Origin of the sequence: Veillonella sp. AF36-20BH, from assembly GCF_003602765.1 — a bacterium.
Lineage (GTDB): Bacteria > Bacillota > Negativicutes > Veillonellales > Veillonellaceae > Veillonella > Veillonella hominis.
The window spans coordinates 233,393-247,825 of sequence record NZ_QTLR01000003.1; the positions used below are offsets into that span (position 1 = coordinate 233,393).

A 14,433-nucleotide genomic window follows, 5' to 3' on the forward strand; every position below is an offset into this window, starting at 1 on the left:
ACAATGGATTTTTACGAGTTTAATAGATTTATTATAGCATAAAAGCGCCCACTTGGGGCGCTTTCTATAGAATTATATAATAAATTTTTAATCTAATAGATAAAACCAAATATTACTAACTAATTAAGTGAATATACAGCTTTCCAATATTAATCAGAATTCGGTTATAGTTCACCTTCCGCAATAGCATCCAATGTATCAAGAGATGGGATGAAGAATAACATGCCAGTAATAGGTTTGGAGTAATCAAGCAATTTATCGTTTTGCGTAAACATATTGGTAAGCATTGTTTTAGTTACATCCCAGTAACGAGCATAACCGATGAAAAATGTACCACGTACGCCATGTCCTGGTTGAGCAAATGGAACATTCATACGAACGATTTTGTGTTCTTCGTCATCACGATTATCTTGAGCCACTACATTGTGAGCTGCCGGATCTTTTTCATCATCCTCTAATTCAATATCGCTAAATTTACGACGACCAATGAATTTTTCTTGCATTTCTGTAGGAAGTGCACGCCATGCATCAAGATCATGTTCATATTTCTGTGCAAATGCATAAGAGCCATTAGTAAATTCAGGATCTTCATCTCCAATAACGCCCCACTCTACAGTCTCTTGGCCAACAGGGTTTTCCGTACCATCAACGAAATCAATAATCGCACGACCTTGTTCGTAGTGGAAGCCATGGGTTTCATCTACAACAGATGTAATAGGGCGTAAGAACTCCATAATTTGATCTACTACAGTATACGTAACAGATTCATCATTAGAGCGGACATGCAAAAATAAGTCAGCTGCTACAGCTGGTACATCTTGTTTATCACCTTTTATGCCTTGAAAGTCTTCTAACTCTTTTGGTACCGGTGCATTAGGGAACAAATAATCCCATGCCTTACGGCTAAAGCCAAAGGCAATGCCCAAACCTTCCCCATTAGCGCGAATACTAACAGAACGTTTAATGGCTTGAATACGATCTGCCATATCTTGAATCACTTCAAGCTCTGCCTCATGATCTTTACGGTTTAATAACAAAGTGGTGAAGTTGACACTTTGGCCAGCATCTTTATACACATCTTGTGTTCTAGAAACATCTACTGCCATTTGGTACCTCCTAATGAGAAAAACTATTATAAAACCATCATAAGCTATTATAGTTTTACTGTCTATAAAATATATTATATTGTATCAATACTATATTCCATTAATGTTAAAGTTTATAAACTTAATTGAATCAATGACTACTTGTTTGAGAAAAATAGGATTAAACCACAACGTATTTTAACCATGTAAATAACTATATAAAGGCTAAAAAGATATCTAAAAAGCTAAAAGAAAAATATTTACACAAAAAAAGAACTCACACAAAATGTGAGTTCTTTACTCTGGTGGACCACCAGGGGTTCGAACCCTGGACACCCTGATTAAGAGTCAGGTGCTCTGCCAGCTGAGCTAGTGGTCCATGACATGAATAATTATATGCTTATTTTATAGGAATGTAAAGAAAATTTATTACACTCCTATAAAATATCAACATTCATATTATTAATATTGTAATACCCAATCCTTCATAATATTACAGGCCTCAGTAGGGAGTAAATCACTAGTCCCTACGCAGTTTTCACCACTATATAGTTGAAGCACACTATGAGTGCGGCTTACTTCTTTAACAATAATATTCGTTAAATTAGACTTAGGAACGCTAAACTGTAACCCATAACGACCAAAATAGGTAAAAACAGACTCTTGTGTATCGTATTCTATATGGACTTGAAGCATCTTGCCTCCAGGCCAGCATGATTCAATATTTTCCTTTGATCTAGGCTTTAAAAAATCAAAAAATCCCATACTACCCTCCGATTCGCCACATTGGTCGTTCTGGTTGCTCCATGCCTATACCATCATGTCGTTCTTGTTTTCGTTGCAAAGCACGTTCGATATGCTTGGCTAAAGCCTCTTCTGAGGCACCATTGCGCACGAGCGATACAAGATCAGCCTCATCATCTCGCAACAAGCACAATCGCATTTGACCATCAGATGTAAGGCGCACACGATTGCATGTATCACAATAACTATGAGACATAGAAAAAATAAAGCCTACAGCCTTACCACTAGGTAGTGCCAAATATGTAGCTGGACCAAAGCCATAAACAGAATGAACCTCTGTGAGAGATCCGCCACTAACGCGTTCTAATTGTTCCTTCCATTCATCAAAGGTAGGCCCATGAAAGGCATCACCTTGGAACGGCATGTATTCAATAAACCGCCAAACAACAGGCCATTTTTCAACATATTGTAATAAAGATTTAACTTCATCATCGGACCAATAACGAGATAAAACCGTATTAATCTTAACGGATTTAAAGTTAGCATTAATAGCACTACGTATACCGTCGAGAACAGACTCCAACTGTCCCGTTTTACCAACACAGGTAGCAAAAGCTTCAGTTTCAAGAGAGTCCAAACTAATATTCACACGATTCAAGCCAAATTTTTTTAACCGTTGCGCTCGTGAAGCTAATAAACTACCATTGGTAGTCATAGAGATATCTTCAAACCAACCTGATTCTTTAATGCGACCTAGTAGTTCTTCAATATGTGGATAGAGCAAAGGCTCACCACCTGTGAGGCGTACTGCCTTCACACCAATATGATGGAAAGCTCCTAAAATGGTCATCCATTCATCAACAGACAATAGTTGCGTTTGACTTTGAGGCGTAATTTCTGCAGGCCGGCAGTAGGGACAACAAAAATTACACGCATCTGTCAGCGACAGACGTACATATTCAATTGTACGGCCCCATGCGTCTTTCATAATACACCTCGTTTACCAACTCAAAATTATTTAATAATAGATACTTCATCACCTACGCGAATCGTACCGTTTTTAAGAACCTTACCAAAGATACCTTGTGTAGGCATAATGCAAGAACCAACTTGTTTCATGATTTCGCAACCTTGATGACATTCCTTGCCAATTTGAGTAATTTCAAGAATAACATCAGCCCCTACTTGTAAGTGAGTCCCTACAGCTAATTCATAAAGAACCATACCTTCTACTGTAATGTTTTCAGCAAAATCACCAGGTTTTACATCTGCCCCTTGTGCCCGCATATGTTCAATACTCGCAATGCCAAGCAAGCTGATTTGGCGGTGCCAATTGCCTGCATGTGCATCGCCTTCCATCCCATGATCTACAATGAGATTGGCGGATTCAATATTATGTTTTTTTTGCCCTTTTTTCTCACTAATGGAGATAGCAATAATCTTTCCGTCTGCCACGTGCCCCTTCCCTTCTTATGGGAACATTCCATATACATAACTTTTTATAAACACTTAATTGTAAATCCAGACTGTATTCCTATTTTATGAAAGTATCACAAAATAGTTCTACAATTATCTATATATTATAGCATAGTATTCATACATTTTCCCTGTGAATTTAATCACTAAAAAGAACTCTATTCTATAGGAATAGAGTTCTCGTATGTATTATTTAGCGACGACCCATTTCTTGAATTTCATCGCCATGATTAACACCATTGAGTAATAAGTTAAGCAAGATTGCCGTAGTACTACCAAAGGTAATGCCAGATTTTAATATAATTTGTGCCCAATCAGGGAAATTAGCATAAAAGTTCGGCGCCGCAATAGGGATCATAGCCACTCCAATACTAATCGCCACAAGCATCAAGTTATGATTACCATCAAAGCTAACCTTGCCAAGAGAGCGGATACCACTGGCAACAATCATGCCAAACATAGCAATGCCAGCACCACCGAGTACTGCATTTGGTATACTAGCAACAATAGCAGCTAATTTAGGGAATAAACCTAACAAAATTAAGATTACTCCAGATGCAGCTACTACAAAGCGACTTTTAACACCTGTAACCGCAATAAGTCCTACATTTTGAGCAAAGGCTGTATATGGGAAACTATTAAGAATTCCCCCTATTAAAGTAGAAATACCATCGGCACGAATAACAGAAGCCAATTCTTTTCGACCTATTGGCTTATCCACAATTTCACCAATAGCAATACTATCACCTGTCGTCTCTACCATGACAACGAGCATGACGATAATCATAGATAGTACAGAAGCCCAGTCAAAGGTTGGCAAACCAAAATAGAATGGTTCAATGAAAGCAACCCATTGAGATCGACCAACTTCATCAAAATTAGCAACACCCATTGCAAAGGCAATTGCTGTGCCTGCGATCAAGCCTATTAATACAGAAAGATTACTTAAGAAGCCTTTAGCAAACTTGTATACAAAAACAACAATTAAGAACGTAAGAAATCCAAGTCCTATGTTCGTATAACTTCCAAATTCTGGATTTCCTACACCGCCCCCCATCCAATTAATGGCAACTGGCATCAAATTAATCCCAATAAGAGTAATTATTGTTCCCGTTACAACAGGGGGAAACAGCCGAATTAGACGGCTAAAGAATGGAGCTACTATAAAAGTAAATAGACCTGCTACAATAATGGCACCGTAAATGGCAGTCATACCATGCTGTGCCCCAATCATAGTCATAGGTCCGACAGATGCAAAGGTAACACCTTGAATCATAGGGATACGCCCACCTATATTACCAAAGCCTAATGTTTGGATTAAGGTCGCAATGCCACAGGTAAACAAGTCGGCTGTAATAAGGCGAATCAAATCCTCTACCGGTAAATTCATCGCCTGTGCCACGATAATCGGTACCGCAACAGCTCCAGCATACATGGCAAGTACATGCTGTAAACCAAAGGCAAAGAGCTGTGGTATAGGCAACATACTATCGACTGTATTTATTGGGTTCTGATCTGTCATAATGTCTCCTACATAAAACCTCGAAATATTACCCGTTTATTTTACACTATCGTTCGGATTTTAACAATACAAAAAAAAGAGTCTATTATTTTATATGTATTAATAGGCTCTCTTTATATTATTTCCCGAACTTTTATAGTTTGCTCGGTTATATTATTCGATTTATATTATAATCTCTTATTATTCATATAACCCTATGATAGACGACTCTTTAACATCAAGATCTTTTTCAATGGCATACATCTTAGATGTTAGTTCTGCTACAAAACTTTCATCTTTAATACCAGATAAATTAATACGCACATTCAAAAAAGCCGATTTCACTGCAGCACGCGCATTAATAGCCGCAATAATACCATCTGTAATAAGGTTTTGATTCCCCTTACGAGAGGCTAATTCTGCTAAATCAAATATTTGATTCGCTAATTCTCCAATTTCAAAAGGTACCATAGCAGCATCTTTGTATGCTTGTTGAATAGCAGCTGTACGCGCAGCCTTTTCTTCATCTGTATTCTTTGGCAATCCTAAGGCGTTCATAAAGATATTAAATACATCTGCATCAGCTTGAGATAATTCGAGCATGCGCTTGCGAATCGCTTCTGCTTTAGCTTGAAGCTCCTCCATTTCGGTCTGAACCGCTTCATAACCTTTTTTACCAAATGTAAGGTTTGCTACCATTTCTGCTAAAGCCGCCCCCGTTGCGGCAGTCAATGCCGCAATAGCACCACCACCTGGCGTTGGCGCTTTAGAGGCAGTAGCAGCCACAAAATCTATTACTCGTTGTTCTACTAATTTCATAACATAGCCTCATGTAAAAACACTTTCTATTAGAACAAGCCTTTAATTGTGCCGTCTGCTTCGATATCCATATTAAGAGCAGCAGGACGTTTAGGAAGGCCCGGCATGACCATTACGTCACCTGTACGACACACGATAAAGCCTGCCCCATTAGCAACACGAATATCGGATACAGTAATTGTAAAGCCTGTTGGAGCTCCTAAGAGTGCTGGATTATCGGATAAGGAGTATTGCGTTTTCGCCATACATACAGGCAAACGATCAAGGCCCCAATCTGCTAATTGTTTAATTTGCTTTTTCGCTTTGTCCGTAAAGATAACACCATCGCCACCATAAATAGTTTTAACGATTTTATTAACTTTGTCCTCTAAACTATCTTCTAACTCATATACGAATTTAGGTGTTGGCTTAGGGCCTTCAAGTAACTCTACAACTTTTTTCGCCATATCAGTGCCGCCTTCGCCACCCTTTTCCCAACATTCATTAAGCTCTACAGGCACGCCAAACTCATCACATAGGCGAGTCAACTCAGCAATTTCTGCATCTGTATCGCTAGCAAATTTATTGATTGCCACTAATACAGGCACATTGAAATAACGCATGTTTTCAATTGCTTTTTGTAAGTTGCTGAAACCTTTAGTCACGGCTTCAACATTTTCTGTATTCAACTCTTGTTTTGGTACACCACCATGCATTTTAAGAGCTCGTAATGTAGCTACGATGACGATTGCATCAGGGAAAATATCGCCGTATCGGCATTTAATATCAAGGAACTTTTCAGCACCCAAGTCAGCGCCAAAGCCGGCTTCAGTAACTACGATATCACCAAGTTTAAGTCCTAGTTTTGTAGCTACAATGGAGTTACAACCATGAGCAATATTTGCAAATGGACCGCCGTGAACGATAGCCGGTGTATGTTCTAATGTTTGTACAAGATTTGGTTTAATAGCATCTTTCATAAGAAGTGCCATCGCACCTTGGCATCCAAGTTGATGAACATAAATAGGATCACCTGCTAAGTTACAACCGATAACGATGCGACCAAACCGTGCTTTCAAATCTTCTAAGTCCTTAGCTAAGCAAAGAATAGCCATGATTTCAGAAGCTACAGTAATCATGAAGTGATCTTCTCTAGGGAACCCACATACTTTACCACCGAGTGCAACTGTCACATTGCGAAGAGCACGGTCATTCATATCTAGAACACGAGTCCATGATAATTGACGCAAATCGATTTGCAATTCATTTCCTTGATGGATATGGTTATCGATCATAGCGGATAATAAATTGTTAGCCGCTGTAATAGCATGCATATCACCTGTAAAATGAAGATTGATGTCATCCATAGGTACAACTTGAGCATAACCGCCACCTGCTGCACCACCTTTAATCCCAAAAACAGGTCCTAAGGATGGCTCACGTAATGTAGCAATTGCATTTTTACCGATTTTTTGTAAGCCTTGTACGAGACCAATGCTCGTTGTAGACTTACCTTCCCCTGCTGGTGTTGGCGTAATCGCTGTGACTAGCACCAATTTGCCATCTGGTTTAGATTCTAAACGACGAATAGCATCAAAAGAAATTTTAGCTTTATAATGACCATATTGTTCAATGTCATCAGGTGTTAACCCACATTTATTGGCAATAACCTGAATCTTTTCCATTCTATTCTGTTGGGCAATCTCAATATCGCTTAACATAAAGCCTCCTCGGCACCATGGCCACATAAACCTATATAACAACTATTAGATAGACGTATACGTTTTGTAATATATGTCTACTGTGAATGTATATTTGTACACTTACATTACTCTATTATATGTGAAAGTTTCTCTAATGTCTAATACTTATGTCTAACAAATTTAGTAATCTATCTAATATATAACAAAACAAGCACAATATATGCAGGTAAGCAAGAAAAGGCCCTGACGTAAATATACATCAGGGCTTTCAATATATACCAAATACTTATCTTATTAGAATGGGAATAGGATTGGAAGTAAAATAAGTGCTACGATACTAGATACAACGATAAGTGGTAAACCAGCTTTCACATAATCCATGAAGCTATAGCCAGCTATGTTGTATACCATAGTGTTGGCAGGCATACCAATTGGTGTTGCATATGCCAAGGAGCTTGCAATTACGATAGCTGCAAGAACTGCTTTAGGATCGAAGCCAAGTTGAGAAGCTAGGCTAAGACCGATTGGAACTAGTAAAGCACAAGTAGCTGTATTAGACATAAAGTTTGTCATAAACACACCAAGCACAAAGATTACTACTAACACAACGATTGGAGATGGGCTTGCTCCAAGACTATTAACAATAATGTCAGCAATTACACTACCAGTACCAGTTTTTACCATTGCATCACCGAGAGCCATAGAACCAGCAAATAGCATAATTGTTTTCATGTCGATAGATTTAACAGCTGCCGTTTCGCTAATAACATTAGTAGCTACTAAAACAAGCGCACCTATCCAAGCACTTACATAAAGTTTTACACCTAATTGTTTTTCAAAAATCATAGCAACGACTGTCAGAATCAATATAATCGCAGCAGTCCATTTCTTCCAAGATGGCACATGACTATAATCATCATTACCTTCAAAAGCACCATCTGGTTGGTGGCTTGGAGCATCTGGTAAGAAACGTTTACCAATTGTAGCATAGAATATAGTACCTACGATAAGGATTGGTAAGCCTACTAAACCATAATCAAAGAAATTAAAAGAACCTAAGCCTGCTTGTTGTAATCCTGCTTGAGCAATCATGTTACCAGGAGCACCGATAAGTGAGATATTACCACCCATGGCTGCCGCAAATACGAGAGGCATCAATAACTTAGTTTGTTTAAAACCACTCTTTTTACAAATACCGATAATTACAGGAATCAGTACAGCAGCTGTACCAGTATTAGATAAGAAGCCAGATAAAACACCTGTAATCATCATAACTGCAACGAGCAAGGATGTTTCAGTTTTAGCAAACTTATGAACTACATTACCTACACCTACAGCGACACCTGTTGCAAAGAAAGCTTCACCAATTACAAACATGCCCATAAATAGTAAGACGTTTGGATCCACAAAACCTGCGAACGCTTCTTTAGCGGATAATACCCCACTTAAGTGTAGGCCTACTGCTACAACCATAGCGGTAATAGACAAAGGGATTTTCTCCCACGCAAACATGACGATGGCAAATACCAAGAAGCCAAGAGTTATCATTACACTCGTATCCATATATACCTCCCAATACGTGTAATATACCTAAAAAAGGGTACAAAAAAGGAGGATTGTACAAAATCCGTATAATCCCCCTATTAAGTTAAGCTCACAATGAGATTATTTAATGAAGCTTACGTGTTTATAAATCGCTTCTAACACTTCTTCTTTCTTCGCATTGTATTCTACTTTTTTATTTTCAAAGTAGTTATTACCGTCTGCATCAATAGATACGATGAGCGGACCAAATTCTTTAACCTTAAAAGTCCACAAAGTCTCACACATACCTAATTCACGCCAATTAGCAGATTCTACTTTTTCGACTTCTGTAGCTGCAAGTACGGCATTGCCTGCAGGGAATACACAGTGTAGTGCACCAAAATCTTTGCAGGCACGTGCTGTTTCAGGACCCATACCGCCTTTACCTACAATGAGACGTACCCCCGTCTTTTTAACAAATTCATATTCGAATTTTTCCATACGCATAGATGTAGTAGGACCTACAGATACAACTTCAAATTCATTATCGCTTATAGTGCGAATAATTGGTCCTGCATGAAGTATAGCCCCATCTTTAACATCAACTGGTAGCGTTTTACCTTCTTCTACCACACGACGATGGCCCATATCACGACTAGTTATAATATGCCCAGTCAAATAAATCACATCACCTGGCTTAATGCCTTCTAAATCAGATTTTTGAATTGGTGTAGTTAATATTTTCTTAGCCATTATAATGTCACTCCTTTATGAGATTTAACTGTGCAATTACCATCCTTGTCAAAGACGAGATCGCCGCGGCGATGATTCCAACAACCTACACTAACAGCACAAGAAATAACAGATGGATGACGTGTACCATGTTCAATATTCACACCTAATACAGTTTTATCCCCACCCATACCTTGAGGTCCAATACCAATTTTATTTATGCCATCCTCTAATAATTGTTCCATGTAAGCCGCTTTTTCATTAGGTGCTTTTGAAGATACAGGACGCATTAATGCCTTTTTAGATAATCCCGCAGCGGTATCAATAGTTGTAGCAATCCCTACACCTACCAATAGTGGAGGACACGCATTCAAGCCATAGCTTGTCATCAAATCAAGAACAAACTTAGCAACACCTTCATAGCCTTCGCCTGGCATCAATGTTTTACCGGATCCTGGCAAGGAACAACCGCCACCAGCCATATAAGGGAAGATTTCTACATCATCGCGACCAGGAATGATATCCCAGTGAATATAAGGTGCAGTGAGGCCAATATTTTTACCAGTATTAAACTCATCAAAAGTTTCTACACAGTTCAATCGTAATGGAGCCTCTTGTGTAGCCTTATAAGTTGCTTCTCTTAGAATATCTTCTAATTCTCCTAGTAAGGGATAATTAGATCCAACCTTTACCCAAAATTGTAATACACCAGTATCTTGACAAGAAGGACGATTAAGCTGAGCTGCTAAATCCATATTGTGTTGCATTGTTTCATAAATAGATTTGGCCATAGGATTTTTTTCATCCTGTGCCAATTCATGAATTTTTTCTTGTACATCATCAGGCAATACCTTTGCCATACAAGAAATGAAATTAGCTATCTTATTTGTCATTTCTTGTACTTGTTGTTCCTTCGTACTCATCGTAAACCTCCAAATGGACTTCATTATTTAAGACGTGATTATTTATGTTTCGAAACCTTAGCTCCTTTCGATGATTTCATTGTACTCTTTTTTTAGGATATAACTATCCAATTTACAAGTTCATTTTCAATGGTAAAAGTCTGTTAAACACATACAAAATTTCCTTAATTATTCTCTTTTAACCCATTAAAAAAATACAATTTCACCTATATGATTGTACAAAAAAAGAGCACTACCATCGGATCGTAGTGCTCTTTCACCATATATTTTAATAGGATTAACAAATATACAAAATCACCTAAACCTAATGATTGTATATCCGCTCAAATTTAATCTCAAAAATATGCAACTATAATCAGTTACAATGGTATATAACAATACCAGTTAATCTTGTAATTTTTTTACAACCATCTCAAGTTGTTCTCTAACGTCATTTAACTTTTGATTAGCCACTTCTAATCTAATCTTATTAGTAGAATCATCTTGATATGGTAAACAAGATTGTAGTATCTCTATAATATCCTGTTCTTGTGTTGATATAATTTCCTTCCAATCATGTAATTTTGTTTTACGTCCTATTTCGTTTGCTTGCTTACGATATTCAGATGGCGTGGTATGGAAATGTTTTTTAAAAGCTACATTAAAAGCTTTAATATCCGCAAAACCACAGCTACTTGCAATATGTGCAACTGCATCATTAGAATTAACTAAACGAACTGTAGCCTCCCTCAATCTTAATCGTAATACATATTCAAGGAAGGAGACACCTAATTGGCGTTTAAAAAATTGTGATGTATAGTTCACATTATAGCCACCTATCTTTGCAAGATTTTCTAATTCAATTTTTTGCTGATAATTCTCATCTATATAAGCAATCATTTTATCGAAGGTGGCTACTGTTATATCGACAGGCTTTGTATGTACATGAATAGATTTAACCTTATTAATTTCTTTATATATATCGCTAACTAAAGATAAATAATGATACTCCACATCTAATCGATTAGTAGGACTTTCACCATTCACCATCAATAACATCATCATAGCCGCATGATGACGCAATGTGGTAAAGAAAGAGTTGTACCGATTACTTTCATCAGAACGTAATACAAATTGATACATTCCAAAGTTAGGATCAAACTGCTGAAAGAAATCCTTTCCGACATGAATAACAAGAGCTGTCGTATCTTCTTCCAACGCCAACGTAGCATGACCTACTTGAGGTGAAATGATAATTGTATCAAGCGGTTCCATTGTGAAAACCTCACTATTACAACTCATATCGATTCTGCCTTTTAGCAAAATCAAGATTTCTACACCACTATGCCAGTTGTAATGATATGTACTAACCTTGTATATATCACTATTGAAATCTATATGATTGTGTTTATAGGTATAGTGAAAGTAATCCATGACAACGTAACACCCCTCATAAAATCAAACAAATACCTCTCAATTATTTACATAAAAAATGCACCCCTTATTAATCAAAGGGATGCATTCATTATGATATATATAATTAGCAACGGTCAACAGTAATCTTATTTTACATGTCAATAATTTATAGTTTTATGTTTCTATAGCATTATATATCTATTCTTAAAATTACATAACCGCTGTAATAGCTGCTGCTAAGCCAAAGAAGATACCTGGTGCATTGGCTAATGCTACTGGAATATCTCTATGTTCTTTAAACAAACCATACGCTACCCATAATGTACAGTTGATTGCAGCTACAAGTGGTTGAATCCAATCGCCAGTACCTGGATGAGCTAGGTTATGCATGATTTGTGGGAAGTAAGATACATACATAGCTACAGCAGTAACAGTTGCAACTTTACCTACGTTTTCCATAAATTTTACTTGATTCATATATCCTCCAAAATTATAATTTACTAATTTTTTACTCCTGATGAAATATATTCTACTCAGTTTAGTGAATATAACTATCCAAATTAAAAGGTAATTTTTATAGTAAAATCAACGGAAAAAATAGATTTCTCTCGATTTATTGTATTTTCAGGGTGAATTTATATATAAATCCACCTAGAAAGCACATATAAAAAAGCACTACTTATCAACAGTAGTGCTTTTTCAATAACTTTATAGGGTTTCTTGATATAGAAATTTACCCAATTCTAATCTTTCTATATGTGTCATAAATTCATCAAAATAATTTGCTTCCCAAACTCTTATCATAAGAATATAGTCACAATAAAAATATAGTTATCATAAAACCCAATTATAAATCCTTTACTACATCGGCTAACTTTTCTTTCAAAGATTCCAATTTTTTGCTCATAAATTCCAATTCGCTCTTAGCTCGGGAATCATCTTCATACGACAAGAATGAATTCAATACATCAAGAACATCTTGATTGTCTACAGAAATAATTTCTTTCCAATCTTGTAAGACGGTTTTACGCCCAATGCTTTTGACTTGCTTACGATATTCTGTGGGGGTCATATTAAAGTGTTTTTTAAAAGCCACATTAAAGGCTTTCACATCTGCAAATCCACAATCGCTTGCAATTCTTGCGACAGCCTCATCCGTACTAGCTAAGCGAACAGTAGCGTCACGGATTCTTAACCTCAAGACATACTCAACAAATGAAATCCCCATTTGCCGTTTAAAAAACTGCGATGTATAGGCAATATTATAGCCTCCAATTTTAGCAATATCTTCTAACTCTATTTTCTGCTCATAATGCTCATCAATATAGGCAATCATTTTATCAAAAGATGCCGGTTTTATATCGCCAGGTCTAGCATTTTCATAAACCTTTTTTATAGGATTAAATTCTCTAAATACATCACCGGCCAAAGCTAAGTAATGGTGTTCTATCCACATTCGATGTACTGGGCTTTCACCTTTAGTCATCAACAACATCGTCATAGCAGCATGATGGCGTAAGGTTGTAAAGAATTCGTTATGACGCGTACTATCATCTGAACGCAAAACAAATTGGTACGATCCAAAATCCGGATCATACTGTTGATAGAACTCGTTACCTACATGAATAACAAAGGCTATAGCATCCTCTTCGAGGGCTAATGTTGCATGCCCCACTTGAGGAGAGATAATCACGACATCAAGAGGTTTCAACGTAAAAACCTCACCATTGCAACTCATCTCAACACTACCTTTTAACAAGATAAAAATCTCTGTTTCTGCATGCCAGTTGTAATGATATGTACTAACCCTATATATGTTACTGCTAAACTCTATATATTTATGTTTATATGAATAGTCAAAATAGTCCATTACACTTTTGCTCCCTAAGGTAATTTCGCTCTTAACGCCAGTTCTTGTGCTTTACCTACATTTAACAAATCAGTTTCATCCTGTGTCCAAGTACCAAATAACACGTTCTCTACAATAGTGCCAACTGGTTCGGTACATTGTTTGGAATTATACACTTGTACTAAATTCCGTTTATAAACTTGAACACTTTCAAACAAGCCACTCTGTTCTAATTCATTAATATTAGATACCAAAGATTTCACAATTTCATCGTGATGCGCTTTAGGTGTAGCTCTGGCTTGTAAAGAATACATATAAAATGCACCCCTTATTGATCTAAGGGATGCATTTATTATGATATATTTATTTAACTACGGTCAACAGCATCTTAAAGCTTTCTCTTGCATCTAGGCTATGAGGTACTTCCGATGGCATAATCAAGGTTTCACCAGCCTTCACATTATGCTCCGTATCACCAACAACGATGTGCGCTTCTCCATCGAGGATTTGTACAATCGCATCGCCTACTGTTACATGCGTAGAGATTTCTTCCCCCTTAGGCAGCGCAAATAGTGTAATGCTGAGTCGCTCATTTTGAGCAATTGTAATACTAATCACTTGCCCCTCTTTATACTCTAGGTGTTCGCCTAGATGTAAAATTTCGTTTACCGGGATATTTTTTGTGAAAGTCTTACTCATAGAA

The 14,433-nt window shown here is 37.1% G+C and carries 15 protein-coding genes and 1 tRNA gene; all 16 read right to left on the minus strand.

Annotation, left to right across the window (positions count from 1 at the left end; translation table 11 throughout):
- Positions 1 to 164: 164 nt before the first annotated feature.
- Positions 165 to 1,106 carry a Dyp-type peroxidase gene (locus DW000_RS05345; protein WP_120055449.1) on the minus strand — a complete coding sequence of 314 codons (942 nt, stop codon included), beginning with the start codon at positions 1,104 to 1,106 and terminating at the stop codon, positions 165 to 167.
- A gap of 282 nt (positions 1,107 to 1,388) precedes the next feature.
- Positions 1,389 to 1,464, minus strand: a tRNA-Lys gene (locus DW000_RS05350).
- 83 nt (positions 1,465 to 1,547) lie between these two features.
- Positions 1,548 to 1,850 carry a hypothetical protein gene (locus DW000_RS05355; protein WP_008601476.1) on the minus strand — a complete coding sequence of 101 codons (303 nt, stop codon included), beginning with the start codon at positions 1,848 to 1,850 and terminating at the stop codon, positions 1,548 to 1,550.
- Position 1,851: 1 nt separating this feature from the next.
- On the minus strand, positions 1,852 to 2,817 hold the full coding sequence (gene moaA, locus DW000_RS05360; protein WP_120055451.1) for a GTP 3',8-cyclase MoaA: 966 nt from the start codon (positions 2,815 to 2,817) through the stop codon (positions 1,852 to 1,854).
- Between the two features lie 26 nt (positions 2,818 to 2,843).
- Positions 2,844 to 3,284 (minus strand): MOSC domain-containing protein, encoded by a 441-nt coding sequence (locus DW000_RS05365; RefSeq protein ID WP_120055453.1) that lies wholly within the window; start codon positions 3,282 to 3,284, stop codon positions 2,844 to 2,846.
- Positions 3,285 to 3,498: 214 nt separating this feature from the next.
- Positions 3,499 to 4,827, minus strand: a complete 1,329-nt coding sequence (locus DW000_RS05370; protein ID WP_120055455.1) for a nucleobase:cation symporter-2 family protein — start codon at positions 4,825 to 4,827, stop codon at positions 3,499 to 3,501.
- Positions 4,828 to 5,007: 180 nt separating this feature from the next.
- Positions 5,008 to 5,625 carry a cyclodeaminase/cyclohydrolase family protein gene (locus tag DW000_RS05375; protein WP_120055458.1) on the minus strand — a complete coding sequence of 206 codons (618 nt, stop codon included), beginning with the start codon at positions 5,623 to 5,625 and terminating at the stop codon, positions 5,008 to 5,010.
- Between the two features lie 29 nt (positions 5,626 to 5,654).
- Complete coding sequence (locus tag DW000_RS05380; protein WP_101928830.1) at positions 5,655 to 7,325, minus strand: formate--tetrahydrofolate ligase; 1,671 nt, start codon at positions 7,323 to 7,325, stop codon at positions 5,655 to 5,657.
- Between the two features lie 276 nt (positions 7,326 to 7,601).
- A complete protein-coding gene (locus DW000_RS05385; RefSeq protein ID WP_008601488.1) occupies positions 7,602 to 8,870 on the minus strand; it encodes an SLC13 family permease in 1,269 nt (422 codons plus the stop codon).
- Between the two features lie 102 nt (positions 8,871 to 8,972).
- Positions 8,973 to 9,584: a L(+)-tartrate dehydratase subunit beta gene (ttdB, locus tag DW000_RS05390; protein WP_120055460.1), complete on the minus strand. Its 612-nt coding sequence runs from the start codon at positions 9,582 to 9,584 to the stop codon at positions 8,973 to 8,975.
- Entirely contained in the window at positions 9,584 to 10,486 is a 903-nt protein-coding gene (gene ttdA / locus DW000_RS05395) for a L(+)-tartrate dehydratase subunit alpha (RefSeq protein ID WP_120055462.1), read from the minus strand. The genes ttdB and ttdA overlap by 1 nt, the downstream gene beginning before the upstream one ends.
- A 384-nt stretch (positions 10,487 to 10,870) precedes the next feature.
- A complete protein-coding gene (locus DW000_RS05400; protein WP_119562703.1) occupies positions 10,871 to 11,899 on the minus strand; it encodes an AraC family transcriptional regulator in 1,029 nt (342 codons plus the stop codon).
- A gap of 192 nt (positions 11,900 to 12,091) precedes the next feature.
- Positions 12,092 to 12,358, minus strand: a complete 267-nt coding sequence (locus tag DW000_RS05405; protein ID WP_004698672.1) for a SemiSWEET family transporter — start codon at positions 12,356 to 12,358, stop codon at positions 12,092 to 12,094.
- A gap of 370 nt (positions 12,359 to 12,728) precedes the next feature.
- Positions 12,729 to 13,751: an AraC family transcriptional regulator gene (locus tag DW000_RS05410; RefSeq protein WP_120055464.1), complete on the minus strand. Its 1,023-nt coding sequence runs from the start codon at positions 13,749 to 13,751 to the stop codon at positions 12,729 to 12,731.
- A gap of 14 nt (positions 13,752 to 13,765) precedes the next feature.
- Positions 13,766 to 14,044: a zeta toxin family protein gene (locus DW000_RS05415; RefSeq protein ID WP_120055466.1), complete on the minus strand. Its 279-nt coding sequence runs from the start codon at positions 14,042 to 14,044 to the stop codon at positions 13,766 to 13,768.
- Between the two features lie 49 nt (positions 14,045 to 14,093).
- Complete coding sequence (locus DW000_RS05420; protein WP_021148395.1) at positions 14,094 to 14,429, minus strand: cupin domain-containing protein; 336 nt, start codon at positions 14,427 to 14,429, stop codon at positions 14,094 to 14,096.
- Positions 14,430 to 14,433: the final 4 nt, after the last annotated feature.

What these genes read in the sequence shown, in the direction of transcription:
- ttdA (WP_120055462.1), bottom strand. Translation starts at nt 10,486, where the DNA reads ATGAGTACGAAGGAACAACAAGTACAAGAAATGACAAATAAGATAGCT.
- DW000_RS05370 (WP_120055455.1), bottom strand. Translation starts at nt 4,827, where the DNA reads ATGACAGATCAGAACCCAATAAATACAGTCGATAGTATGTTGCCTATA.
- DW000_RS05375 (WP_120055458.1), bottom strand. Translation starts at nt 5,625, where the DNA reads ATGAAATTAGTAGAACAACGAGTAATAGATTTTGTGGCTGCTACTGCC.
- ttdB (WP_120055460.1), bottom strand. Translation starts at nt 9,584, where the DNA reads ATGGCTAAGAAAATATTAACTACACCAATTCAAAAATCTGATTTAGAA.
- moaA (WP_120055451.1), bottom strand. Translation starts at nt 2,817, where the DNA reads ATGAAAGACGCATGGGGCCGTACAATTGAATATGTACGTCTGTCGCTG.
- DW000_RS05420 (WP_021148395.1), bottom strand. Translation starts at nt 14,429, where the DNA reads ATGAGTAAGACTTTCACAAAAAATATCCCGGTAAACGAAATTTTACAT.
- DW000_RS05385 (WP_008601488.1), bottom strand. Translation starts at nt 8,870, where the DNA reads ATGGATACGAGTGTAATGATAACTCTTGGCTTCTTGGTATTTGCCATC.
- DW000_RS05355 (WP_008601476.1), bottom strand. Translation starts at nt 1,850, where the DNA reads ATGGGATTTTTTGATTTTTTAAAGCCTAGATCAAAGGAAAATATTGAA.
- DW000_RS05405 (WP_004698672.1), bottom strand. Translation starts at nt 12,358, where the DNA reads ATGAATCAAGTAAAATTTATGGAAAACGTAGGTAAAGTTGCAACTGTT.
- DW000_RS05380 (WP_101928830.1), bottom strand. Translation starts at nt 7,325, where the DNA reads ATGTTAAGCGATATTGAGATTGCCCAACAGAATAGAATGGAAAAGATT.
- DW000_RS05400 (WP_119562703.1), bottom strand. Translation starts at nt 11,899, where the DNA reads ATGGATTACTTTCACTATACCTATAAACACAATCATATAGATTTCAAT.
- DW000_RS05345 (WP_120055449.1), bottom strand. Translation starts at nt 1,106, where the DNA reads ATGGCAGTAGATGTTTCTAGAACACAAGATGTGTATAAAGATGCTGGC.
- DW000_RS05415 (WP_120055466.1), bottom strand. Translation starts at nt 14,044, where the DNA reads ATGTATTCTTTACAAGCCAGAGCTACACCTAAAGCGCATCACGATGAA.
- DW000_RS05410 (WP_120055464.1), bottom strand. Translation starts at nt 13,751, where the DNA reads ATGGACTATTTTGACTATTCATATAAACATAAATATATAGAGTTTAGC.